Raw genomic sequence first — 23,747 nt, 5'->3', positions numbered from 1 at the left:
CCAACAGGCCTGCACCGAGAGTCAGTTGGACTCTGAGCACCACAATGTCGAGAACCAGGACAGGTCACTCAACGTACCGGGCAAAGAAAATGACCTAGTGATCACGAGCGGGGCACGGCGTGATTTCGACGCTCGTGCGCCAGCCCGCCAAGCCTCCACTGAGCAGGAGAAACGACGCGGTTCTAACCGCATAGTCCGCAAGGCCGAGTTCATCAAGTGGCCTATGTCACACAGGAGTTGCTCGAAAACGAACACCACCGCGCATGGAGGGTGTTGTCGCCAGACGCTCCACCTCTGCCTACCGGTCCGGACGCATCTGGTCGAAGGCGCGTGCTCGGCTGAGGAGATCTTCGAGGAGAACACCCGGCTGCTGGCCAACCCCCTCGCCTCACCCGACGACATCGAGGATCTGGACGGCTGGACGCTTCACCGGCTACGTCACAGTGCCCCGACACACGACGCGGAGGGCGGCACCTCGACCCCGATGCTGCTGGCCCGCTCCCGCCACGCCTCCGTCCGCTCCCTGGAGCGGTACGCCCGCCCCGGCGTCGACTCGGTCGCCCGACACGTCGCCGAACGCGACCCCGCGGCCCGCCACCGCAGGTGAGTCCAAGCGCATCAGGACTTCAAGATCATCCCGTTGCCCCTTTGGTACGTATCTAACACCCCAAGTAGAGACACGCTGCCATGCCGAAAGGCGCAGGCATCGGCTGAAGACTTGGCCGGGACCTGCGCCTGTGAGGGGCTCGCTGTGCGGCGGTTACAACGCCGCCGCCTTCGTGAGCAGGGCAGTGTTCGCGTCGGTGTCATGGCCCAGGGTCAGGGCGTGGTGTGGGAGCCCGGCGAGCAGTTCGGTGACGCGGTCGGCGTCCCGGCCGGCGCCGACGGGCAGCAGGTCGAACACGTCGGGGTAGCGGTCTTCCGTGGCGCTGGTGAAGAAGTCCGCTTCAGTGAGCGTCGGGGTGTCGTCGAGGACGGTCGGCACCGCGTCCGGGATGACGGTGGGGAACAGAAGTCGGGCGGCGCGGCCCTCGGTGGCGAGGGTGAGGCCGAGCCAGTCGGCGAGCTGGTGCGGGTGGAACTGGGGCTTCAGCTCCTTGCCCTTCGCGTTGCGGATCGGGGTGCGGGAGCTGGTCAGCAAGGCATCGGTCACCGCCTGGGCCTGCGTAGGGTGCAGTTCCTCACCTGCCTTGACCCGGTCGGCGACCGGGTCGTACAGGCCGAGGGCGTCGAGCAGTCCGAAGCCGATGGCGGCCGCTGACGGCCAGGGCAGGACGCGTACGCCGTCCGCGTCGGGCTTCACGAACACCCGGTCGTTGGCTAGCAGCCGCCATCCCTGGCGGGCCAGGAGGAGGCCGACCGTGGTCTTGCCTGCTCCCTTGGGCCCGAGCGTCAAGATGGTCTCTCCGTCGGCGTTGGTGACGGCCGAGGCGTGGAGGATCGACCAGCCGTCCAGCAGTAGCTTTCCCCGGATCACTTCGCGGGCGAGACGGGCGGCCGCGAGGGCAACGGCCGTCTGTTCCGTGCCGACGATCCGCAGCACTCCAACCCCGTGGTCGTAGCGGTAGGCGAGCTGGTCGCCGGGCTGTGCCGCCAGGATGGTCCGGCCCGGAGTGCGCCGGTGAAGCATCGGCGTGTTCGCATAGGTGGTCTCCTGGTGCTGGTAGTCGAGGACTTCCTGTGTGATCGCTGCGACCTCGGCCGGGTCGACGTCGGCCTCCACGAGACTCCAGCCGTACGGGGCGTCCTCGGGGGTGGCGTGCCACCACTGCCCGAAGTACTGCCGAGCCCAGGCGGCGACGGGCTCACTGTAGGAGGCGACGGTGACCGCGCACGTGCTGGTCTGGATGTGGGTGCCGTATTGCTGAGGGAGGGTCACGATGCTGTCCTTCGGGGCAGGTACGGGGCGGCGGCCCGGTACGCGATGTCGAGTTTGGCAGCGGCCGCCGCCAGGGCGGTGTCCTGGTCGGGCGTCAGCCGGGGCAGGACTACGGTCGGTTGCCCGGCGGTGAACCGCACCGGGACGCCGATCCAGGCGCCGCGGTGGCGGGTGCAGAGTTCGAGGGTGCCGTCGGTGAGGCCGAGGGCGTGGGTGAGTGCGGCGAGGACGGCTCCGGCCGGCCCGCAGCGTGTGCGGCCGATCCCCGCGTTGATGAGCGCGGGCCTGCTTTTGGCATCGGCCACCGTCCCGTCCGGGATGAGGTCCAGGGCATGGCCGTTGAGCGTGGTGTCGCAGGGCACCGCGCTGTCGCCGTGCTCACCGACCACATGGGCGCCGACGGCTGCCAGCGGTACGCGGAGCCGGTGTGCGAGCGCGATGCGGTAGCGGGCGGTGTCGGTGTGGGAGCCGATCCCGAACACGCGATCCGCGCCCGCGACCTCGGCGAACAGGCGGGTCATGACGTCGACGGGGTTGGTCACCACGGTCACCACCCCGCGATAGCCCTCCAGGTCCCTCGCCAGACGTGCGATCACGGGGGCGTTCGCGGCCAGCCCGGCCATGCGGACGTCGGTGCGGGCGCTGTTGGTGAAGAGGGCGCGCGGGCAGATGACCACAGCGTCACAGGCGGCGAGTTCGCCCGGGTCGCGGGCGTGGCTCACCCAGGCCGGGGCGCCGGTCACCGCGGCCAGGTCTTCCAGATCGCAGGCCAGGCCCGCGGCCGTCGGCGTCGTGCGGGAGAGGACGTTCACGCCGGTGCACCAGGGCGCCGTGACCAAAAGGGCGCCGACAGTCTGGCCGACGGCGCCGGCTCCGACGATTCCCACCGTATGGCCGGTCATCGCGCGACACCTTTCGAGAGGCGGCTGAGCGCCAGGGCCCAGACGGTGCGCGGGTCGCGCGTAGCCAGGTCCGCGCTCACGGCGTCGAGGAGACCCAGCAGTGAGGCGGCCCTCTTGGTGATGGCCACGGCCTGGGGCGGCATGGGCAGCACCACCGGGCAGGTCAGGTAGGTGGAGACGATGTTGACGGTGTCCATCAGCCACAGCAGCACCAGCTCCCGCAGCCACGCCGACCGCTGCGTCTTCCCGAGCCCGGCCACGGAGTGCTCCGCCACGGCCCCGAGCCCGGTGGTGACGGCGTGCACGGCGGCCGGGACGGGCGGGTTCGCGAACAGGGACAGGATCAGACGCGAGAGGAGTTTCGCGTGGTCGGCCTGCGGGCGGCCGCGCCCCATGCCGGGGTCAAGGAAGACAGGGGCACAGTCGGGGCCGTTGACGTACACGACGTGGTCGGGCTTGAGATCGCCGTACACGAGCGGCCGGGCACCGGTCACCGGGGCCAGGCGCATGCGCTGGAGGTGGCCGACGATGGCGGTCAGTACCGAGCAGTGCGGACCGGCCTGGCGCAAGTACGTCGCCCCGCTGATGCCGTTGAACTTGCGGGTGAACGTCGCCGGGATCGACCGCTCGCCGATGGCCACGGCCTCGGCTTCGGTGGTGTTGATCCGGCGCAGGCCTTCGCGCAGGACACGCAGCATGCTGGTGATCAGGGCGTCCGTGCGTTCGGGTTCCTTGGCGACCAGGTCGCCGAGGGTCGGCCCGGCCACCGGGGTGGTGAAGAGGACTCCGGTGGCGAGCCCGGCCACGTGCGGTGTTTTCAGGCCCGCCCGGCGCAGCAGGCGCAGTTGCCCCGCCTCCCGTCCCAGCAGCGCGGTGGGGGAGCAGACGTAGGCGTCCTGGGCCCGCTGGACTGCCGCCCAGGAGCCGCAGGTGCCGCGCAGCACCGACACCAGCGACAAGCCGAGCAGTGAGTACTTGGCGAACAGCGGGGCGCCGTCGACGTCGATGATCCGCACGTAGCCGGTGACCGACGGGATGTGCGTCCCCAGGTCTATCCGGGCGCCCGGCCACAGGGCGCCGGCTGATCGGCGGATCTGCTGGTCCGCATGCGAGAACAGGATGGTCGCCGGGATCGGCGTCATGGTCTGCGGCACGATCGCGCTCCTCTCCGGCACACCGGCTCAGCGTGCCGCTACAGGAATGGGTGAGGGGCCCCGGCAGGGGGCATCGGACCTGCGCCGGAGGGTGGGGCCGCCCCGGCGCAGGTGTCTCAGCAGGGCGTTCGGGCGTACTGCATGAGATGGCGGACCGACCCCGCGAGCAGCGCGAGTTGGGCGCCGGGGTCGCCGTGCCAGCCGTCGGCGTGAAGACGGCTGGCGTAGCGGATCGACTGCTCGGCGACGTCGCGGGCCCGAGACGTCGCCATGTGGCGCACCTGCGTCTCGGCCGGGTCGGCGAGCAGCTGGATGTACCCCCTCAGCCGCTCCCGGCACGCCTGGGCCCGCTGGTCACCGGGCCACCCGGCCAGGGCCTCGGCGAGCTGTACGTCCCGGGCCATGTCGGTGACCGTGGGTCGGTTGTGCTGCTCAGTGGTCGCCATGAGGGCGGTCCTTCCGCAAGACGGTGCGGCGGGGCCGCATGGGGCCCGCACGCCGTACGCAGTAAGTAACCGCCGATACCGGCCAGTTGGCCATGACGAAGAGCCGCATGGCCACTCGCGGAGCGGCTGACGAATTGACCCGGCCTTTACTTTCCGTGATCGGCCTGCCGCCCTACCGTGACGGTATGGCGCGGAGTAAGAACCGGGCGCTCGCCACGTGGATGGCCGCGAACAAGGTCGAGGTCCCCGACCTCACCGAGCTGGTCAACACCACCACGAGGCAGATCACCGGGCGGGTAGGAAAGACCAGTGAACGCACCGTGTTCCGCTGGCTCTCCGGCGAGAACCGGTGGCCCCGGGAGCCACAGCGTCTCGCCCTGGCAGCGATCACCGGACGCTCCCCCACCAACCTGGGGTTCGTCCCCAACCGCCGCGCCCCGTCGCAGGAGGAGCCCGTGAAACGCCGCACGTTCGTCACCGCCGCCACCGGGACCGTCCTCGCCGTCGGTGCACCCATGGCTGCCGCCCGTCCCACCGTCGGATTCACCGAGGTGAAGGACCTCCGCTGTGAACTCACCGCGCTGTGGCTCATGGACGACACCACCGGCGGCGGCGCAGAGCTGGAGAACAGGGCAAAGGCCCTTGCCACCCGGACGCTTGGGCTCCAGCGCAACGGGAGCGCCACGCAGCGGGTGCGCGGCCACCTCTACTCGCTGGCCGCTTCCTTCACGGCGGCCGCGATGTGGGCCGCCGTCGATGCCCGCCACTTCGACGACGCCCAGCGGCACCTGGAGGAGGCCATCACGCTGGCCGGTCTGTCCGGCGACGCGCAGGTCCAGCACCAGGCATGGCGCTACGCCGCCATGCTCGCCTCGCAGCGCGGCCGCTACACCGACTCCGTCGCCGCCGCCGAGGCAGCCACCAACACCCGGGTGCACCGCGCCGACCCGCTGTACGCCTCCCTGTCCCACTCCCGGCTCGCCCTGTCCGCCGCCGACGCGGGTGACCGCCCCCGCGCGCTGCGGGCACTGGACCGGGCCGCCGCCTCCTTCGCGCACGCCGACCCCGGCGCGAACCGCCCGGCCAGCATGGACTTCTACACCGAGGGCGAACTCCACGGGCTGGCCGGAGCCACTCTGCTGCGTCTGGATGACGTCGAGCGGGCCGAGTTCCACACCCACCGCGCACTCGCCGCGCTCCGCCCCGACCAGCACCGCAACCGGGCCTACTACACCGCACAGGCCGCCCTCGCCCAGCTCCGGCAGGGCGACATCGAACAGGCCGTCGCCACCGCCCACCAGGTCGTCCCTCCCGCCGGCGCCGCCACCGGCCGGGTCCCTCACCTGCTGGGCAAGTTCACCTCCGCCCTGACCATGCGCGCCCCCGACACCGCGGTCACCCGCGAGTGGATCGAACGCACCCAGACCGTTCGCCCCCGTCCCCGAGGAGCCACCACGTGACCAGCAGCCCGACCACCGCCGAGCTCATCCGCTACAACCGCGACCAGCTCGACGCGATCCGTCCGACCCTGGTCTCCCTGTACGGCGAGGTCTACGCGAAAGAGATGGAAGCCGACCCGTTCTTCTCCATCGAACGCTTCGAGGACCGCCTGGCCGGACACGCCTCCCGCCCCCGCTGGGAAGCCGTCGTCGCCTACGACGGGGGCGAGGCCGCGGGCTACGCCTACGCCTCCCCGCTGCCCGAGCGCACCGGCTGGTGGAACCACATGCTCAACCCCCTGCCCGAGGACGAGACCCACGAGAACGGACAGCGCACCCTGGCCCTCTTCGAGATCATGGTGCGCTCCGCCTGGCGCGGCACCGGCCTCGCACACCGCATCCACGAAGAGCTCCTGCACGGCCGACCCGAAGAGCGCGTCACGCTTCTGGTCGACCCCACCCACGCCAAGGTCAAAGCCCTGTACGAGACCTGGGGCTACCACAACATCGGCGATCAGCAGCCGTTCCCCGACTCCCCCCTCTACGCGACCATGCTGCGCACCCTGCCCTGACCAGCTGCTTCCTTGGGTCGTCGACTGAGCCGGGACACGATAGTTGGAACCTGGCCACGCATGTTGGAACCGAGTGGCTCACGACGCCCCTGGCGGGTCGGGGTGTCGGTGGCATCGGGTTGGATGAACCCGTGACTGTCTATGACGTGGCCCGCCAGCTCCCCGCCATCGCCGACCTGCGAGACCTGTGCCGTTCGCTGGCGATGCTCGATGCGATCCTGAGCCCGGACTGGGAAGGCCGGTACTACTCCTTCAACGCCGGTTGGGCGGACGGCGAGGAAGTGGCCTCGATGCGCAACGGGTCGGGAGACGAGTACTCGATCGTTTTCTCGGCGGCCGGGGCCTATGTGCGCGGCTTCGACCACGAATCGCCGATGAGCCCCTTCGGCAACGATGGCGAGCCCTGGCCTGGTGTGGTCGACGAAGTTCCCGAGCCCTTCAGAGCCTTCGTCGAAGAGCCGGCGTTCACCGATGAGGAAGGGGTGCCCGTCGTGACGGCCTCCTTGTGGCGGGGACCGACAGATGAACGGTGGCACCACGGGACGATCGACTTCCCCGAGGGCGCTGTCGATCCTGACGGGGCGACGAGCCTGTTCCACCTCCTGGTCGACCGGTCCCCGGAAGCCTTCCAGCGCTTCGCAGAGGACTACTACGAGGTCTCCATCGACCTGGGGGCGGTGAGCCAGGTCTATGCGTTGCGACCACTGGACCAGGAACTCGTATCGTTGCTGAACCCGGAGGTCAGCTTGGCGGACCTGGCCCAGGACATCTCCGAGATCGGCTATCCGCAGCTGGACCAGGAGGCGGTCTGACCGCTGTCGATCATTCGGATGAGGCGCTCGGCGTGCTGGAGCAGGAGCCCGCGTAGTGCCGTGAAGTGATGAATCCTGCCTGGACGGGCGAGTTTGGCCCAGGTGCTGCTGCGCTGGCTGAGCCATACTCTCCGGAGTTCTTCGGGTTGTTCTGCCTCGACCAGCCGGGGCGCGAAGAGCGGCTCGCCGAGTGTGACCTCTGCCCAGACGAACGCGGATGCCTCTTGGCGCTTTCGGTCGTCCAAGTTGGGCTGGATGTGACCTGGGACAGGCGGTAGGCGGCTGGTAATCTCTTGCCATGTGTCGCGGGTCAGAGCCCAGTTGTGGAGTGCTTCGCGGCGTCTGCGGTAGTTGATCGGGATGGCGATGGCGTCCAGGTCGACGGCCAGGTTGCGCAGGGCCCTGATGAAATCCGTCGGCCCGTGGTCGTGCATCCACCGGTGGAGCCCAGCTGTCGTGCTGTATTGGCCCCCTTTGGGGTTGATGCCGAGGTAGTCGGCCGCGTCGCCCATGGCTCCGCCGGCTGCCCACTGGACGAGGAGGACGGCTCCGAGTCGGCGCATGGACTTGGCGTAGGGGCCGGGCTCAAGCGGCGCGAGGTGCTTGTCGAACCAGTCCCGTTCCAAGCGCGCGGCACATTTTCGGGGCGGTAGCCGTCGGTGCGGTCAGGGACTCTGGTCCCGCGAGGGCTGGTGCGCCGGTAGGAGCGGGTGCTCGGTGCGGCGGCCTGCCGCATCCTCTCCGAGCACGAGGCCCGGTGTCGGTCGAAGACCTGCGTCCAGGGGGTTCTGCTGCGGCTCCCGTCCCATGCCTTCCGCGTGTGGCGGGCCAGTACTTCGTCGAGGTCGGGGGCATCGAGCAGGGCCGACGCGGCGGTCAGCAGGCCGCCTGCCGCGATCGAGTCCCTGGGTGGCCTGTCGAGTGCCTGCTTCCCGCCCGTTCCGAGTGCCTGGACGTGTTCGTCGACTGCCTCACGGGTCCGGGAATCGACCATGTCCCGGCTGTTGGGCCAGGTGGTGCAGAGCAATGAGGTGATCACGCGCAGGTCGGTGAACCGGAAGGAGGACTCCTCGGCGGGTCGGCCGGGGCCGAGGAGGTCGAGCAGGTCCTGCTGCGTCTTGACCATGCTGGTGCTGGGACGAATCGGTCCAGCAGGGTCGCGCCGCTCCAGGCGGGCTCCGCAGGAACGGCCCGTCCGGCCTCTTCCCGGGGCGGTGTCCGGGCCGTCGAAGGGGGCCGGGAGCCTGCACTGGGCCGGGTCGAGGGGGCCGTCTGCGGCCTGGGCGATCAGGTGGGGAAGTGTCCGCTGGAGTTCGTGGCCCTGCGGGCAGCCGTGCTGGAGGAAGACCTCGTGGATGGGATAGGCGAAGGTGACGGGCAGGTGCCACCGCCGTGCTGCCGCAGGGGGCCGCTGTCGTCGGCGAGGCATTGCGGGCAGTAGCGGGGAAAGTCGTTGAACAGCCAGTCTGCGCTGTCGCCCGTTCCCTATCCGCCAGGCAGGTTCCTCGACCGGCTCCACGACACTCACGCCGCGGTCCATGCCCAGATCGAACAAGGGCTGAGTCAGCGCGAGATCGCCCGCCGACTCGGCATGGGCCGTCACACCGTACGCAAGTACGCCCGCGCCACCAGCCCGGAGGCGATGCTCCACGGCCAGTGGTAAAACCGCACCAGCAAGCTCGACCCGTACCGCTCCTACCTGGAACAACGCATCGCCGAGGGCTGCACGAACCTGCTACAGCTCCACCGAGAGCTTCAAGAACACGGAGCCCGTTGCAGTTACAGCACCCTGCGCGACTACGTCCATCCCCTCCGCCCCAGGAAGCCACCCCGCTCCGGCAGGCCACCCATGGCCCGGCCGCCCTCACCCCGCGAAGCCACCCGTTGGATCATGAGCCACCCCGACCACCTACGCGACACCGACCAGCAGCGACTCAAGACGCTGTTGTCCCGCTCGCCCGAACTCACCGCGGCCGCCGCCCGCGTCCGCACCTTCGCGACCATCATGACCACCCGCGACGGCGGGCAGCTGCCGGGCTGGATCGCCGACACCTGCGCTGACCCGCAGTGCGGCCTGGACACCTTCGCCGCCGGACTGCTCACCGATCTCGACGCTGTCGTCTTCAGCATGAGCACGGACTGGTCGTCCGGCCCCGTTGAGGGCCGCGTCAACGACCTGATTCTGTGGAATCAGCGATGTCAAGCCGTGTGCTTGTGCATCACGTCGAGGTAGTGCCGGTCTCGGTGAGGAACGTGGTTGTCCCGACCCGGGAGGCTGAAGACCGCGTAGACCTCAGCCGGCCGGGTGAGGATGCTGGACTGCTGGCCGAAAGTGAGGGTGTCGTTGACGTGGTGCTCACAGCCTGCGGCGTCCAGGGCCGTGACCAGTTCCTCGCGGAGCACGGTGGCCTCGAACGACTCCGATTCGGGCAGGACGAGAGAGGGGAGCTTCGCGGTCGAACCGGGCCAGAGATGGATCCAGATGCCGCTGACTGCCCGCTGAGTGACATCCAATTTGAGTCCGCCCCAGGAGTACGGATAGCCGTCGATATCGGGCCCCTTCATGACGTGGGCGGGGTGCGGGCGTCCCGGGCCGAGAAGGTCCTCGGCCTCGGTCAGGGGCATTCCGCAGTGAAGTCGCCCGATCCGGCCGGTTCGGGCGAAGTCGACGAGCACGTTCATCACAGTCACGTCAGTGACAGTGTCACTCTCCCGGGCCTGTGCGTACTCCGATATCAGCGCGGCGCGGAGTCCGTCCCTCCCTGTCGGACGTCGACGAGCGGCAGAAGGCGGGCCGTCACCGGCACGTCCAGTTCGCGTGGTGTCGGGCCGGCCGGAGTAGGTGTGTCGGCGAGGCGGTCGAGCAGCCGGTCCAGGGCTGCCTGACCGTCCTGGACGGCTGCCTGCTCGTCGTCGGTCAGCGGGATGGACACGGCCATCTGCTGCAAGTTGTTTTTGGCCTCCAGGAGTTGGGATCGCGTGGAGTCCTTCGGGGTGTAGAAGTCGCAGCGTGCGCAGGCCATGCTTTTCCGGACTACGAGGAAGCACGATTCTGTGGAGGTCAGGGCTGGTGACTCCTGGTGGACGGCTCCGCTAGCTACTTGCCCCTGAAAAAGGGTTCGTCCAGCTGAGGGGCGGTGCCGGGGGCGGGTCGTGGTGATGTCTCCTGCGGGTGGCCTCGCGTCATTGGCTGACGACGGCCATCCGCTGGAGGTTGTAGGCGAAGATCCCGAGTCCGGCCCAGGTCTGGGCGCCGGTCAGGCGGCGCAGGCGGGTGCGGCGGAAGCCGAAGCTGCGCTTGAGATGGCTGATCCGGGCTTCGATGCCAACTCGCCAGTTACGCATGCGCCGGAAGGGGCGGCTGCTTTCGTACGCACGGCGAGCTCTTCCCAACGTGCCCTTGCGCTGGAGGCCGATTCGCCGGACGCCGAGTTCGGCCAGGGCCCGGTCGTTGGCCGCAGTGCCGAAGCCGCGGTCGGCAACCACGGTTGCCGGCACCCGCCCTGTCCGCGCGGTCACCCGCTCGACCGCGGGTACCAACTGCGGCGCGTCGGCCGGGTTCCCGCGCTGGACCTGGTGGTCGACGACGAAGCCACGTTCGTCCTCGGCCACCAGCACGGTATAGCCAACTGGGTCGGGTGCTGGGGCTTGCCCTTGCGGATCGGCCGGGCGTCGGGGTCGGCCAACGAGACCAGCCGGTCGGGAATCGTGCGGATGCCCGCCAGCCGCAGTGTGGTCTGCTCCAGCAGACGCCGGGTGCCAGCCACGGTCTCGGCCAGCTCGCCGACCAGGTGCCTGAGCCGTCCCGACGGCCGGTTGCCCAGCGCGCGGCGAGCGTTGCGTTCCACAGCGACCACGTCCCGCAGCGTCGCGCGGGCGATGGCGGCGACCTCACCGGTGAGCCGGTCGATCTCGCCCAGCCCGTTCCCGGTACGCCGCCGCAGGGTGCGCGAGATCTGTTTCAACCGACGGCCCACCGACCGGGTGCGATCGCGGAAACCGGTGCGCCGGGCCGCGCCGGCGGCCTTGATCCGGCACACCAGCCGGCCCAGCCTGTGTACCCCGTGCTCCAGCAGGTCGGCGTCCGTGGGATGGTCGATGTCGGCCTCGATCACTGTGGTGTCGATCCGCAACTTGCGGCACCGCAGCAGCTTTTCCTCGACAAGCTTGCCCAGCAGCGCGGCGTTGAGCTGTTCGACGACGTGACCGCCACTGCGCCGGACAAGCTTGACCAGCGTGGTCGGATGCGGCACCGGGGACATCAGCGGGATCCGGCAGAACCGCCGCCAGCTCAGCGAGTCGGCCACCTCACGGCAGAGCGTCTCGTAGCCAAGCTGGTAGCGGTGCTTGAGGTACAGCAGCCGCAGCAACGTCTCAACCGGGACCGGCGGCCGACCCAGCCGCTCGGCAAACACCGCCCGCCACGGAGCGATGAACCGCTCGTCGTCCAAGAACGCGTCGATCCTGGCGAGTTCGGCGGGCAGCTGCCGCGCCTGCTCCGGCAGCACCTCCCACCACGTGTCCTGCACTCCCGCGACACGCAGCACCGCCACCACCCCCGGCCATCCAACCCAACCCCACTGTGACGGCCACCGGCAGCCCGCACCAGCTCTCCGCCCAGGTCACCCCAGCAGAGACCGCGACTTCGTCAGGGGCAAGTAGCTAGGGCGCCGACTAGGCTTCCGAGCATGTGGAGAGAAGCAGCCAGTCAGGTCTTCGGTGGGACCAGGTTTCAAGATCCAGTCCAAGAGGCTGAGCTGGCTGCAGCAGGAGAGCTACTGGGGCGCCAGCTACCCGCGGAGCTGAGGAAGTTGCTCCTGGAGACCAACGGCATGATCGGCCACAGCGGCGTAGACACCGTGTGGTCCATCGGCCAGATCATCGAGCAGAACCTCTTCTTCCGGACCGACGCTTCCTTCGCCGGGTTGTACATGCCCTTTGACCCCCTGCTGTTCTTCGGAGACAACGGCGGCGGCGACCAGTTCGCCTTGGTGCAGTCGCCAGAACGCGCGGACATCTTCGTCTGGGAGCACGAGACCGACAGCCGCAGGTGGGCGGCCGGACACCTCAAGGACTACCTGGAACGCTCGCTCCGCGAGGGCGGGGACGAGTGGTACCAGTAGCCGGCCAAACAACGCGATCAAGGTAGCCCTGAGCGGGGGCCTCCGCGCGCGATGGCGATGGGGGGGCACGGATGAGCGATCATGTCGCCCATGACTTTGTCGACGTTGACCGAACCCGACGGAGCTGAGGACTTTCGGATCAAGGTCTGGTTCCGGTTCGTGCCACGCGAAGGCTGGCTCCCTCAGGACACCGAGGGACTGTGGGCCGCCTTGCTCAGCGAGGACACCGCGCGGGTGCAGAACGTCCCGCTGCTCCAGGAGGGGGTGGCCGAGGGCGATGTCGTCCGATTCACCACGGACACCGAGGGCCGGCACTGGGCGGTGGAACGCGTGGAAGCCTCTGGCAACTGCACGATCCGAGTCCTTCCGGTGCCCGCCGGACCGCTTGGCCGAAGCGCGCAGGCTGTGCATGAGCGGTTGTCGCCGTTCGGGCTGGGCGGCGAGGTCTTCAGCGACGAGTTCCCACTGGTGGCGTTCAACGTGCCTGCGGGCTCGGACCTCGCAGCCATAAAGTCGCTGCTGGTTCATGGAGTGGCCGATGGCTGGTGGCACTTCGAGACTGCCTGCGTCACCGACGATTGGATCAATGCGTAGCGGTCTTCCTGTGCTGGGTGAAGTGTTCATCAGCGCTCCCCGGGGATGATCGGTATGCCGAGGTCGACCGAGGCTCGGGGCCGGTTTCGGGGCCATTCGATCGAGGGAGGCGAGCTTGTTGCGCGCGGCCTCGGCGCTGACTTGGAGACCTTGGACCTCGCCGAGCCAGCCGTTGGCGCGCGCTTCGTCGATATGGTCAGTGAGGTTGCGGATGATCTCTTCCAGACGCCGTCGCTATGCCGGGTCGACTCGGAGCATCGGGCATCGGATGCAGGCTTAAGGCGGGCTTGGCGCTCTGGCGCTGGAGAACGGCGAGCTGATGCTGGAGAACCAGGATCTCGAGCTCCATCTCGCGCTCGGTCCTCGGCAGCAAGCGTACGGGCGAGAACGTGTTCGTGACGGCGAGGCAGGCGAGACGCAACAGCACGGCTGAACATCCTGCCCCAGCCCGCACTCCCCCACAGGCTCGCCACCCACCGCGGTAGACCGCTGATCACGTCCCTGACCAGGACGGATGGTTATTCGGCACCCGCCGAGTCATCGGTGTAGTGGTTCTGCGGCCGTAGTCCGAGGGTGAAGCACACGTCGGCAAACGGCACTGTTCCGCCATGCTGCTCACCGTGATCCGTGTGAGCTTCATCGGTCACTCGATGCACGTCGACCGATCACGTAATTGGTAGATCGATCTGCCACAAGACGGCAGATTCCACCTCCAGTTGATCGGATTCTGACGGAATCCCAACTGGAACCATCATGCGCCTCACGGATAGCGTTGGTTCGCTTGAGTTAACCCACATCATCAGGAGTCCAGCGTGAACCGCCCGCCCCGGCTCGCCGCAGCCGTGCTCACCGCATCCGCGGCCCTGCTTCTGACCGCCTGCGGCTCGGGAGAAGGCGACGGCTCGTCCTCCGGCAAGATCAAGGGAGCGGACGCCGGCGACACGAAGGCTTCGGCGAGCGCCTCCGCCCCGGCTTCGGCGGACGGCGTCAAGCGGCCGGAGATCACACTGTCCAACGACTTCCAGGCCAACTTCGAAAGCTGGACGAACAGCGATCCGAAGCTCCAGGCGATCCTGAACGACGGGCGCGAGGAACTGCGAGCAAAGTACGCCGCGATCATCCAGGGCAACCCGGATTCCGACGCGGTGACCTTCTACAACTCGGACGCGACCCTGACGAGCGCCCGCAAGTGGATCAAGCAGTTCACCGGCGCTGACAACACCGTCATCGGCAGCGTCAGGGTCTTCGAACCCCAGGTCCACATCAACGACACCGGTTCGGGCGTTCTCTTCTACTGCGTCGACGAGCGCAAGGCCTCTACGAAGAACCACAAGACCGGCAAGGTCATCAACACGCCGGACAAGCCCCAGTCGCTGATCCAGTACCGCGCCAGGCTGGACAAGACCCCCCAAGGCTTGTGGAAGACCGCCTCCCTGACCACGGTGGCGGGGGCGTGCAGCTGATGCGCTTCGCGGCGAAGCCCTGCGCTCTCCTCGCCGCCACGGTCTCCGCCCTGGCCCTGTCGCCAACGATGGCCTACGCAATCGGCGATGACGGCGTCCAGGCGCCTCCGCCTGCGGGTCCTTCCGGCGGTGCGTCCGGCAGCACGCTGACTGCCGCGGCCACGGCCACAGGCATCAAGGTCACTCAGGTCGACGGCGGCAGCGCGGGCACCTCATCGAAGACACTCGCGCCCGTGGACCCGAACTGGGAACCCCCGGCGTGCTGGTACGAGCCGGTCGCCACGCCCCAGCAGCTCAAGGACGCCGTGGACCGCCTCAAGAAGGGCGGAGACCTGGTCCCCGTCACCCCGTCGCTCAGCTGGGGCGAGCAACTGATGGTGGACCACTACGAGAAGGGCACGGCGGAGTCAGGCAGCGGAAGCGGTTACAAGAACTACAACCTCGGCAAGAACGGCCACTTCTGGCGCGGCGTGGTTAACAAGGAACGGGAGAACGACCCCGCGTCCTACGACTGCGAGCGCAACCTGTTCTGGCAGAACGCCAACACCCTTCCCGACGACAAGCACGCGCCGACCCCCGGCGTCCTTGCCGCCTACGCCTACGACAGAATCAAAGTTCCGCAGACCGAGGTCCAACTCAAGCCCGCGGCCAAGTCGACGGTCAACCTGCCCACGTGGGTGTGGTTGGACAAGGCCACCTTCAAAGAGGTCAAGGTCCGCGCGGAGCTGCCGGAGGCCGGCGTGTGGGCGCAGACCACCGCCAAGCCGATCGCCCTGCACCTGGAACCCGGCACCGGCGACGCCGAAACCTACCCCGCGTCCGGTGACTGCAAGATCAACGACGACGGCTCCATCGGCACCCCCTACACCCAGGGCGACGCCAGTAGAACACCTCCGTGCGGCATCACCTATCGACGCGCGAGCAGCGGCCAGCCGTACAAGGTGAAGGCGTCGATCACCTGGCAGATCTCGTGGGAAGGATCGGGGGGCGCGAAGGGCGACCTGCCGAACGGCACCTTCGAGTCCAGCCAGGAGATGGCGGTCCAGGAGGTCCAGTCCGTCAACCGCTAGACCACGGAACGGGGGGCAATGAGTGGCAACCGCGTTGACTTCGACGTACTCATGCACGTCCGCGACAAGGGCTGTGCGTGCAGTATCCGGGCCATGGCGAACATCGCGGCAGCAAGCCCCCGGAGTTCGGCCGCGCGTCAACGAACAAAATATAGATGGAAGGGCAGTGTCTCCATGGGGGACTACGTCGGTGTCGATCCGGTGCGGGTGCGCAAACTCGCGGACCGGCTCAGGGACTTGGAAGATGCTCTGGCGAAGCACGGGGCTTTGATCCGCAAGAACTTCACGTCCTGGCACAGCGGACTCGACCTGTCCCTGCTGGCCCAGCAGACGCAAGCGGTGGGCGACGACGCCCGCAGCATGTCCAAGCGCGCCGATCTGGCCCGCAACCTGGAAAAGGCCGGCGGCGCCGGAATCTGCACCCCGGACGGGGACATCATCAACATCCCGTGGGACATGACGGACGTCAACAAGGAGAGCGCCAAGGAGGCCACGCAGGAGGCCGCCACCCTCAAGAAGGCACTCGCCGACCCCAAGGCCGCAGGCTCCCGCGAGGACATCGAGGCCATCGCCCGCTCCCTCGCCGACCACCAGGACGACCCCGCCTACCAGACCGCCTTCGCCGCCGCGGGCGGCATCGTCGACGCGGCCCGCGTCCCCCGCGCCCTGCACGAGGAGGACGGCACGCACGGCGGCGACGTTCTCAGCAAGGACTCGCAGCAGTTGGTCAGCCAGTACGCCACAGCCGTCAACCGCATCTTCACCCTCCAGTCGGCGGGCAAGATCCCGCCGAACCCGGACTACGCCAAGGCCCTCACCGACCCGCCGGGCGGTGACATGTGGTCCGTCGGCATGCTCTTCAAGTACGGGCCGAGTGGCGACAAGTGGGACACGAAGGTGCTTACCTCGGTCGGCGGCGCGATGCTCGACTGGCGCAAGAATCACCAGATGCGGCCGACGTATGTCAAGGGGCAGATCACGGTGGCCGGCTACGTGGGTGGCGGGTTCGAGAACCCCAAAAACTCCTGGTACGAGTCGCTCGGGCTGGCGCACAGCTCTGGCAACGAGGACATTTACGACGCCCAGAAGCGGGTGCAGGACATCGACGCCAACGACCCGTCGCTCGCGCTGATGCAGCGCGTCAGCGAGAACCCCGAGGCATCGCGAAACCTGCTCAACGGCCCCGACGGCGCCCGGCACGCGCAGGAACTCGTCAATGACCACTGGGCCACTCCGGGACTCCAGACGGACGACTTCAAGTGGCCGAGTGCGGTGATCCGCGCGGCCACCAGTGACCGCCAGAACCACCCCAAGGAGTCCGCTGAGGCGGCCGCGAACATCATCAACGTGGGTGTGGTGAAGTTCGATTCGGACGACAAGAAGAGCGACGTCGAGAAGGAGCAGTACCCGAAGGACCCCGAGGTCTCGAAGGCGCTTTCCAACGTCTTCCAGTCGTACGTGCCGGACTTCGCCGAGTCGGTGCATCTCAATCAGAAGGATGCGTACGCCAGTGGTGACGGGACGATCATCATAGGCCGCGCCCCCGCCGAGGCTTTCCTGAGCGAGATCATGAAGAACCGTGATGAAGCGGGCAATGTCATCCAGGCCGTCAATGCGCAGATCAGCCTGATGTCCCAGCACGGAATGGCCGGGTATGATCGCGAATACATCATGAAATTGGCCGAACTTCGTGGTGAGATCTCGACGGCAGGCAAAAACGTCAAAATGGAGCAGGCGGCTCTGAGAGACGCCGAGCAGGCCAAACAGCTGCTGTGGTTCAACATCGTCGCCAGCGGTGCGGCCGCCGTCCCCCTGCCGGGCGCCTCGGAGGCGTTCGCCCTGGGCTCCAAGTGGGTCCAGGCAGCGATCTGGGCGGGAATTCCGTATGGAGGATCCAAGTTCCCGTCCGGTGAGGCCGCCCAAGTCGAGAGCGACTACAAGGACATCAAGTTCGGCGACGCGGCCTCCATGCAGATCCCACTGATGCAAGGCCTCGTCCGCTCGGGAGAAGTCCAGGCTCCCCCAGGTCGCCCGGAGTGGGCGAACGGCAACATCGTGATCCGCAATATCGATGATCAGCATCTATTCAACAAGTGGTGGGTCAACACCCAGAAGCAGCAGAGTCGTCTCTCGAACTTCGAGAGCGAAATGTGGGATGCGTTCAGTCGCGGGGTCGGCTGATGCGCGTGAGCGGAGAGAGCGGAGTTCGACGGTGATGCGACGAGGTAAGGGCTGGTCTGCGGCCGGAGCGGCAGCGGTCGCCCTGCTTGTCCTCGGGGGCTGCATGAGCGGCGGCGAGGACAAGTGGAAGGAGCCCGCCAAAGGGCAGGCCGAGGCTCTGCTGAATACCGACGTTGCCTACGGTGCGGACAGAAGTGCGGCCAGGACCGCCGCGTCGCTCGCCTTCGGCGACTCCCCCAATGGCCTCGCGATCGGTCCCGACGGGAAGTTCTACGGCACGAGCGCCGCGCTGTCCGTGATCGAGGATGATCACAAGGCCAGGGCCATCCTGAACAGCGAGGTGCACGGCACCAACGGGTTGGTCGTCTTGTCCCCGGACTCATTCCTGGTCGGCAAGGGCGGGCAAGTACTGAGGTTGCAGGCCGACAAGAACCAGACGGTGCTCGCCGGTGCGTCTGGCAAGCCTCGGGAACTCGGAGAGCCGGTACCGGCCGCGGCGGCCGCGGCGGAATTCCACTTCAGCAACTACACGCCCGAGGTCTTTGGGACAAGGCCCGACGGCACCATCCTGATCGCGGAAGGCGATGTGCTCTGGCAGCTCAACAACGGGCGCCTGACCCGCCTGTACCAGGTGCCGAGAACAACGGATGCGGCAGGCAAGACCCGGCTGATGCACATCGGAGTCGGCAGCGCTGTGGACCACTCGGGCACGGTCTACGCGAGTGCCTCCGCGGAGAATGAGAATGCGGGGCTCAGCGATGTCGTGGCCATTCACCGGGACGGGTCCGTCGGACAGCTCACCTTCCCCAAGCGAGTGGCAGGAGTGCAGACGGACTTGGCCGCGTTCGAGGTGAACTGGATGACGGGAGACGGCGGCGACGGAGTCTACGTACGTGGCGCCGACAAGGCGGGAGAGTACGTCCTCCACGTGGCATCCGGCGAGGCGACCCTCGTGGCCAAGTTTCCGTACGAGGGCCCTCACGCGGGCTGCAAGGAGGGGTACTTGGTCGATGCCATGAAGCTCCCTTGCAGGCTGCCTTGGGCTGTGACGTACTCGTCGGGAAACCTCTACTTGATGGGCAACTCCGATTTCGTCCTGAAGATTGCAACCAAATAGCCCAGCACCGAAACAGCAGCAACTCTCCACAGGAGTAAGACGCACCCATGGGAATACCCCAGGAAGACCGCCTGGATTACATGTGCCGTCAGGACATGAACGCGATCGAGAGCGCGGTGAAGGAACTTCGCACCGCGATGACTGACGTCGACAACATGCTGCCGAAGACCTGGATAGGCAAGAAGGCCGACAACTGGCGCACCGATCACGACGGTCGCATGAAGCGGCTGAAGACACTGTTCGACTCGTTCCCGGCCGAGGAGAAGCAACTCATGGAGAAGGCCCGGACGAAGCAATCGCAGATGGACAGGAAAATGCACGGGGGGAATTAGGAGGGGTCTTACGAGGACACCGAGGCCTCGCAGCGGGTTACGTCCCCCACCCGCCCCGGGCAGGGACATCGGTACGGACACTGTCCGGGTCTCATTGGCGGATAGGGACACGGGCACGCTGCCCCGGTCCACCAGCAGGGCTGATCGTCGCGTTTCCCCCATGGGAAGTTGCTGGTTACAGCTGTGGCGAACCGGTGGTCCAGTTCTCGGCGGAGACGGTACGGCCTCGGGAGCGACGGGATGTACAGGAGGTACGGGAGGTGCGATAGCGTCGCCTGGTACCAGATGGATTTTCTGTTTACTCAGCGAGAAGTGATACGGGGAGGAAGCCGATGGAACGCGGTGCAAGTCTCAAGGAACTCAGGGACCTGGCAAAGCTGTTCGGCCGGAGCGCGGGCGACCTGCAGACGCTCATCAACAACCTGAACTCGGCGACGTCCGGCAGCACCGGCTACTGGAAGGGCCCCAAGTCGGACCAGTTCCGCAAGGACTGGGAGGACGCCCGCGGCACCTTCTCCAAGTGGGTCGACACCCTCCACGACGCCCAGAAGTCCGCGTCGACCAGCGCCGACAACATCGAGCGCGCCACCTGATCCGCACCGGGTCCGTTCGCGATGTGCTCTGCGGGGCGCCCCTCTGCCGTACAGGGCGCCCCCTAGTCATGACTTTCCGAGCCCAACCGAAGGGTAGCTTTCGAGTCGCCCAAGTCCCCAGTGTCCAACACAACTTGAGGGGCTCCTGGGGCAGCCGGAACCGCCTCGCCGGCCTGCTGTTGCTCCTCTACGCCCAGAGGCCCGCAGCAAAATCTCGGCTCACCGTCGACCATATCGAGGAGACGCACGGAGCGGTCCGCATCCGCCTCGGCGCCGTCCCGGTCGAGCTTCCCCCACCCGTCGCTGCACTGGCCCTCCAGCAGGTCGAGATTCGCCGCAGCCATGCTGTCCTCGGCCGCACAGACGCACCCTGACTCTTCCCCGGAGGCCAGCCCAGGTAGCCGGATCATCGGCCGACTGAAGCCGCCCTCATGAAGGTGGTACTGCGTCTGGCCCTCCACGGGCGCCCCGGATGAATGCGCACTGCGAGCGGGTGGTCGGCACCGCCCGGCGTGAGGTGCTGGACCGTGTGCTGGTGCTGAACGAGGCGCACGCGTGCCGGGTCCTGACCGAATATCAGGATCACTACAATGGGTACGGCCCCACCAGTCCCGGAACCAGCGGCCACCCGGCACCGCCGAGCTTCCTGCCCCGGTCCACGACCTCGATGGCCACAGACTCCTGCGCGACCGCGTCCTCGGCGGCGTCATCAACGAGTACCGGTATGCCGTGTGACCTGCAGCAAGGCGGCGGGCAGGCGTCTGTTCCGCAAACTGTCGCTCCAGCCGGGTCACGTCAGATGTCGACGCAATGCATCTGGCGGGGGTCAGCGCGTCGAACGGATCACCGTCATTGGCCGGGAGGGACTTCGAGTTGCGCCTGGGGGTGTGGTCTGGGGCGAGGGCCGGAGGTCGTTGGCCCGCAGCGTTTCGCCCCGTCGGATGGCCGACGGGGCGAAGCGGACGGGGCCGGGACCGGCCGGCAGTGGCCGTTGGTGTCGGCTCAGGCCCGCTGTGTTGAACTCAGACCACTGATGGCTGCGCAGGCGGCCGTACTTTTGGTGGCCTGGGCAGGGTGCTGTCCTGTTCCGTCTACTTGGTGAAGGCCGCGGCACCGTTCGGGGTACCCAGGCCCGTGGGGCCGTCGTAGCCCTTGCCTGCCTGGCACAGGTAGTTGCCGCAGGACCCGTTGGAGCCGTCCGTGATGTCGTTCAGCTTGTCCGGGTGGGCGTAGGGGTATGAGGCCGGAACGTCGTTGGCGTCAGGGGTGCCCGCGAGGGCGTAGACACCGGCGATGATCGGCGAGGAGGCGCTGGTGCCGCCGTACACGTTCCAGCCGCTGGCCTGGTAGGTGTCGTAGACGGCGAGACCGGTGGCCGGGTCGGCGACGGCTGCGACGTCGGCGACGCTGCGCTTGGCGCAGCCGGTGTCCTTCTGCCAGGACGGCTTGGCGTCGTACTGCGAGCAGCCCGATCCGGCTCCGTTGCCGCCGGCGGACGTGCCCCAGACGGACTCGGACCAGCCGCGGGTGCTGCTGTCCTTCTTGAGCGAGGTGCCCCCGACGGCCGTCACGTACTGCGAGGAGGCGGGGTACTCGACGCCGTAGCCGCTGTCGCCGGAGCTGACGGTGATGGCGACGCCGGGGTGCTTGAAGTACTTGTCGTCCGAGGAGGTGTTGCTGGAGTCCTCGCCGCCGCCGTAGCTGTTGGAGACGTACTTGGCGCCCTGCTTGACGGCCTGGTTCACGGCCGCGCCGAGGTCGTCCATGTTGGCGGACTTGGCCTCGACGAGCAGGATGTGGCACTGGGGACATGCTGCGCTGACCATGTCCACATCGAGGGAGATCTCCCCCGCCCAACCGGAGTCGGGCGCCGGGTAGTTCGAGCCGCCGTCCTGGTCGATCTTCTTGAAGCAGCCGTTGCTCGTGCTGCACTCCGGCAGGCCGTACTGGGACCGGTAGGCCGCCAGGTCCTTCTCGGCGTTCGGGTCGTCGTTCGCGTCGACGATCGCGACGGTGGCGCCCTTGCCGCCGTCCTTGGGGAGGTTGTAGGCGGCCTGCAGGTCGGCCGGTCCGAAGCCCTTGGGGGTGTCGTGGCGGCCGAGGGACTTCTGCGACTTCAGGTCGGTACGCACGACCGCTTCACACGCCATGTAGCCGGGCTTGCTCGGCTCCGAACAGAGCCGGTGGGTCTGCACCGTGGAGGCGGATGCCGTGGACGATGCGGTGGCCGACGTCGCGAAGGCCGCCGACTGTGAAGCGACGGCCAGGCCGCCGGATAGCAGAGCCGCTGCAGACAGCAGTACGGGTGCGGCGCGGCGTATCGGGTTCCTTCTGCGGTGAGAACGCAATGAACTGCCCTCCGTGGGGGGATGAGTGGCTCCACTACGGCGGCCGGAAGTGCTGTCAAGTGCATGACAACCGATTCCGTTGGGGGCGGCCGAGTGGGGCTGACTTCCGGGCATGCTGTTTGTCTGCCACCCCGGTCAGTGGTGGCTACAGATGAGGCTATGGACGGTTCGCCCAAGAGAACAGAGCGAGTTGGGCAGATCTTGTGAGGGTGTACGCCCAGCAGCCCGGGCACGGGTCTGATCGAAGGAAGTGAAGTGGCGTAACCGGGGATCAGGTTCAGGGCAGCCAGCCGGTGCAAGTCCCGGTCCGGGCAGACGCCAGGGTCCCTGACAGCCGGCTCCTGGCGTCACTCGAAATGGTGGCGCCGAAGCGGAGTGACAAGCGTCCTTCGGGCGCGCGCGACCGACCGGTCCGCAACATGAACTGAAGCCTGCAGCGCCGTGAAAGATTCGCCCACCCCGCCGGGGTGGGCGAAGTGCGCATTTCGCGTGCCTGGCCATCTCACCCGTCGAGGCGAGGGTTCGGGCAGTGCACGCGTCACGGCCACACCCTGCCAGGCCGGCCAGGGGCGCGCATGACCACTCGTACTCATGCGATGCGGGCCGGTCACCGGCCAGGAGCGCTGACCGACGCGGCAGGGATACCGAAGTACGTTTCCTGATCCCGGTGTTCAGCGGCCCGGAGCCTTGGCCTGAGATGCGGGAAGGCCCCCATCCCTGGGGGCCTTCCCGCGGATTCGCGTTGAGTCAGTGATTCTTCTCGTACGCCGCACGAACGTCAGCGGGCACACGACCACGGTCGTTCACCGAGTAGCCCTTCTCCTTGGCCCAGGCGCGGATAGCCGCAGTGTCCTTGTTGCCGCCCGACGGACGCGGCGCCCCCTTACGGCCCCGTCCGGAGGTGCGCCGCCCGGCCTTGGTGAAAGGCGCGACTGCCTCAAGCAGCTTGTCGTAGCTGTCCGGACCGAGGTCGATCTCATACGCCACGCCATCAAGGACAAGAGAGTGCGTTGTGACCTCCTGGGTCTCTTCTCCCGTGAGGTCGTCGGTGTAGATGGTTACGATCTTCTGAGCCATGGAGGGATCCTACGTGTAATAGGTGCTTTCAATACCAAGGACTTCACAGCAACAGAAAGCACGCCAGCCGCCATGCTCCACGGCACCTGCCACGCTGCGCCGCGCTATCCGGGGCAACCGACGACTGCGACTCCAACGACGGTGTACGCCATGTTGTTTGTGCGTGATCGGATGGCTCCACCCTGAGTCGTTGAGGCAGATCTGTTGAATTGCCTGTCTCGTTGATGGGGTGTGACTGGGGCTGGGGATCTGCGACAGCTGGCGCGCCGATGGGACGGGAAGCGGTGCGGCTGCGGGTGGTGGCCGCGCTGGAGTCCGGTGCGGTGGACCCGTACCGGCGGGCGGCAGAGGTGTTCAGTGTCAGCGAGCGGCCGGCGGGCAGTTGGTGGCGTGCCTGCCAAGCCGGCGGACGGGAGGTACTGGCGGTCAGACGGACGCGTCGTCCCGGACCGCACGAGCTGGTCAGCGACCAGGAGCGGGCGGTGCTGTTCCAGGCGATGGCCGACTACACACCCGAACAGCTTCTGACCGGCGGCCCGTTGTGGACCCGGCCCCTAAAGGTTGTCCCGTATGGGGTGGTTGGGGTGGGATGATCTTGGTGTGGCTGGTGTGATCACGGTGTCGGAGCCGGGCTGGATAGGGCTG

24 protein-coding genes and 2 pseudogenes are annotated in these 23,747 nt (G+C 67.7%); 16 read left to right on the top strand and 10 right to left on the bottom strand.

Going from position 1 to position 23,747, the window contains the following annotated elements; all coding sequences use genetic code 11:
- Positions 1-223: 223 nt before the first annotated feature.
- On the top strand, positions 224-607 hold the full coding sequence (locus tag ACIQ8J_RS32860) for a hypothetical protein (RefSeq protein WP_403277558.1): 384 nt from the start codon (positions 224-226) through the stop codon (positions 605-607).
- Between the two features lie 153 nt (positions 608-760).
- Here ACIQ8J_RS32860 and ACIQ8J_RS32855 read toward each other — a convergent pair whose 3' ends face one another.
- The 4 genes from ACIQ8J_RS32855 to ACIQ8J_RS32840 all read right to left on the bottom strand — a co-directional run bounded on the left by ACIQ8J_RS32855 (position 761) and on the right by ACIQ8J_RS32840 (position 4,381).
- Entirely contained in the window at positions 761-1,879 is a 1,119-nt protein-coding gene (locus tag ACIQ8J_RS32855; protein WP_403277559.1) for a hypothetical protein, read from the bottom strand.
- Positions 1,876-2,781 (bottom strand): lactate dehydrogenase, encoded by a 906-nt coding sequence (locus tag ACIQ8J_RS32850; RefSeq protein WP_403277560.1) that lies wholly within the window; start codon positions 2,779-2,781, stop codon positions 1,876-1,878. Before ACIQ8J_RS32850 ends, ACIQ8J_RS32855 begins: the two co-directional genes overlap by 4 nt.
- Positions 2,778-3,935 (bottom strand): hypothetical protein, encoded by a 1,158-nt coding sequence (locus tag ACIQ8J_RS32845; RefSeq protein ID WP_403277561.1) that lies wholly within the window; start codon positions 3,933-3,935, stop codon positions 2,778-2,780. Before ACIQ8J_RS32845 ends, ACIQ8J_RS32850 begins: the two co-directional genes overlap by 4 nt.
- 116 nt (positions 3,936-4,051) lie before the next feature.
- A complete protein-coding gene (locus ACIQ8J_RS32840) occupies positions 4,052-4,381 on the bottom strand; it encodes a hypothetical protein (protein WP_403277562.1) in 330 nt (109 codons plus the stop codon).
- Positions 4,382-4,566: 185 nt separating this feature from the next.
- On the opposite strand from ACIQ8J_RS32840, the gene ACIQ8J_RS32835 reads away from it, so the two are divergent.
- The 3 genes from ACIQ8J_RS32835 to ACIQ8J_RS32825 all read left to right on the top strand — a co-directional run bounded on the left by ACIQ8J_RS32835 (position 4,567) and on the right by ACIQ8J_RS32825 (position 7,204).
- On the top strand, positions 4,567-5,841 hold the full coding sequence (locus ACIQ8J_RS32835; protein ID WP_403277563.1) for a Tat pathway signal protein: 1,275 nt from the start codon (positions 4,567-4,569) through the stop codon (positions 5,839-5,841).
- Complete coding sequence (locus ACIQ8J_RS32830) at positions 5,838-6,392, top strand: GNAT family N-acetyltransferase (RefSeq protein WP_403277564.1); 555 nt, start codon at positions 5,838-5,840, stop codon at positions 6,390-6,392. The genes ACIQ8J_RS32835 and ACIQ8J_RS32830 overlap by 4 nt, the downstream gene beginning before the upstream one ends.
- Before the next feature lie 131 nt (positions 6,393-6,523).
- Positions 6,524-7,204: a hypothetical protein gene (locus ACIQ8J_RS32825; RefSeq protein ID WP_403277565.1), complete on the top strand. Its 681-nt coding sequence runs from the start codon at positions 6,524-6,526 to the stop codon at positions 7,202-7,204.
- Here the strand turns inward: ACIQ8J_RS32825 and ACIQ8J_RS32820 are convergent.
- Positions 7,174-7,830: a hypothetical protein gene (locus ACIQ8J_RS32820; RefSeq protein ID WP_403277566.1), complete on the bottom strand. Its 657-nt coding sequence runs from the start codon at positions 7,828-7,830 to the stop codon at positions 7,174-7,176. The genes ACIQ8J_RS32825 and ACIQ8J_RS32820 overlap by 31 nt on opposite strands.
- A gap of 827 nt (positions 7,831-8,657) precedes the next feature.
- On the opposite strand from ACIQ8J_RS32820, the gene ACIQ8J_RS32815 reads away from it, so the two are divergent.
- Together ACIQ8J_RS32815 and ACIQ8J_RS32810 are read left to right on the top strand one after the other, a co-directional pair.
- Positions 8,658-8,867: a helix-turn-helix domain-containing protein gene (locus ACIQ8J_RS32815; RefSeq protein ID WP_403277567.1), complete on the top strand. Its 210-nt coding sequence runs from the start codon at positions 8,658-8,660 to the stop codon at positions 8,865-8,867.
- 228 nt (positions 8,868-9,095) lie between these two features.
- Positions 9,096-9,437, top strand: a complete 342-nt coding sequence (locus ACIQ8J_RS32810; protein ID WP_403277568.1) for a hypothetical protein — start codon at positions 9,096-9,098, stop codon at positions 9,435-9,437.
- On the opposite strand, the gene ACIQ8J_RS32805 is transcribed toward ACIQ8J_RS32810, so the two are convergent.
- From ACIQ8J_RS32805 to ACIQ8J_RS32795, 3 genes and pseudogenes are all read right to left on the bottom strand, one after another.
- Positions 9,404-9,895: a hypothetical protein gene (locus ACIQ8J_RS32805; protein ID WP_403277569.1), complete on the bottom strand. Its 492-nt coding sequence runs from the start codon at positions 9,893-9,895 to the stop codon at positions 9,404-9,406. The genes ACIQ8J_RS32810 and ACIQ8J_RS32805 overlap by 34 nt on opposite strands.
- Before the next feature lie 44 nt (positions 9,896-9,939).
- On the bottom strand, positions 9,940-10,227 hold the full coding sequence (locus tag ACIQ8J_RS32800) for a hypothetical protein (RefSeq protein WP_403277571.1): 288 nt from the start codon (positions 10,225-10,227) through the stop codon (positions 9,940-9,942).
- A gap of 160 nt (positions 10,228-10,387) precedes the next feature.
- A pseudogene (locus tag ACIQ8J_RS32795) lies at positions 10,388-11,751 on the bottom strand (ISNCY family transposase).
- A 141-nt stretch (positions 11,752-11,892) separates the two neighbouring features.
- On the opposite strand from ACIQ8J_RS32795, the gene ACIQ8J_RS32790 reads away from it, so the two are divergent.
- From ACIQ8J_RS32790 to ACIQ8J_RS32750, 9 genes and pseudogenes are all read left to right on the top strand, one after another.
- Positions 11,893-12,327 (top strand): SMI1/KNR4 family protein, encoded by a 435-nt coding sequence (locus ACIQ8J_RS32790; RefSeq protein WP_403277572.1) that lies wholly within the window; start codon positions 11,893-11,895, stop codon positions 12,325-12,327.
- Positions 12,328-12,417: 90 nt separating this feature from the next.
- A complete protein-coding gene (locus ACIQ8J_RS32785) occupies positions 12,418-12,921 on the top strand; it encodes a DUF4265 domain-containing protein (protein WP_403277573.1) in 504 nt (167 codons plus the stop codon).
- Between the two features lie 812 nt (positions 12,922-13,733).
- Entirely contained in the window at positions 13,734-14,384 is a 651-nt protein-coding gene (locus ACIQ8J_RS32780) for a hypothetical protein (RefSeq protein ID WP_403277574.1), read from the top strand.
- 68 nt (positions 14,385-14,452) lie between these two features.
- Positions 14,453-15,454 (top strand): hypothetical protein, encoded by a 1,002-nt coding sequence (locus tag ACIQ8J_RS32775; protein ID WP_403277583.1) that lies wholly within the window; start codon positions 14,453-14,455, stop codon positions 15,452-15,454.
- Positions 15,455-15,547: 93 nt separating this feature from the next.
- Positions 15,548-17,635, top strand: coding sequence for a hypothetical protein (locus ACIQ8J_RS32770; protein ID WP_403277575.1), 2,088 nt, complete (start codon positions 15,548-15,550; stop codon positions 17,633-17,635).
- Positions 17,636-17,738: 103 nt separating this feature from the next.
- The gene (locus ACIQ8J_RS32765; protein ID WP_403277576.1) at positions 17,739-18,752 is read left to right on the top strand and encodes a hypothetical protein; all 1,014 of its coding nucleotides are present in this window, start codon (positions 17,739-17,741) and stop codon (positions 18,750-18,752) included.
- A gap of 95 nt (positions 18,753-18,847) precedes the next feature.
- Positions 18,848-19,084 (top strand): hypothetical protein, encoded by a 237-nt coding sequence (locus tag ACIQ8J_RS32760; RefSeq protein WP_403277577.1) that lies wholly within the window; start codon positions 18,848-18,850, stop codon positions 19,082-19,084.
- A 332-nt stretch (positions 19,085-19,416) separates the two neighbouring features.
- Positions 19,417-19,677: a WXG100 family type VII secretion target gene (locus ACIQ8J_RS32755; protein WP_403277578.1), complete on the top strand. Its 261-nt coding sequence runs from the start codon at positions 19,417-19,419 to the stop codon at positions 19,675-19,677.
- A 454-nt stretch (positions 19,678-20,131) separates the two neighbouring features.
- A pseudogene (locus ACIQ8J_RS32750) lies at positions 20,132-20,412 on the top strand (integrase core domain-containing protein); the annotation flags it as partial.
- A gap of 356 nt (positions 20,413-20,768) precedes the next feature.
- Here the strand turns inward: ACIQ8J_RS32750 and ACIQ8J_RS32745 are convergent.
- On the bottom strand, positions 20,769-21,998 hold the full coding sequence (locus ACIQ8J_RS32745) for a peptidase S8 (protein WP_403277584.1): 1,230 nt from the start codon (positions 21,996-21,998) through the stop codon (positions 20,769-20,771).
- A gap of 774 nt (positions 21,999-22,772) precedes the next feature.
- Positions 22,773-23,102, bottom strand: a complete 330-nt coding sequence (locus ACIQ8J_RS32740) for an Lsr2 family protein (protein WP_403277580.1) — start codon at positions 23,100-23,102, stop codon at positions 22,773-22,775.
- Positions 23,103-23,371: 269 nt separating this feature from the next.
- On the opposite strand from ACIQ8J_RS32740, the gene ACIQ8J_RS32735 reads away from it, so the two are divergent.
- Positions 23,372-23,695, top strand: coding sequence for a helix-turn-helix domain-containing protein (locus tag ACIQ8J_RS32735; protein ID WP_403277581.1), 324 nt, complete (start codon positions 23,372-23,374; stop codon positions 23,693-23,695).
- Positions 23,696-23,747: the final 52 nt, after the last annotated feature.

The sequence above is a fragment of the Streptomyces sp. NPDC094147 genome, assembly GCF_044764265.1.
Classification (GTDB): Bacteria; Actinomycetota; Actinomycetes; order Streptomycetales; family Streptomycetaceae; genus Streptomyces.
Note: the sequence above shows the minus strand (reverse complement) of the source record. Positions and strands in the feature narration are given on the sequence as shown.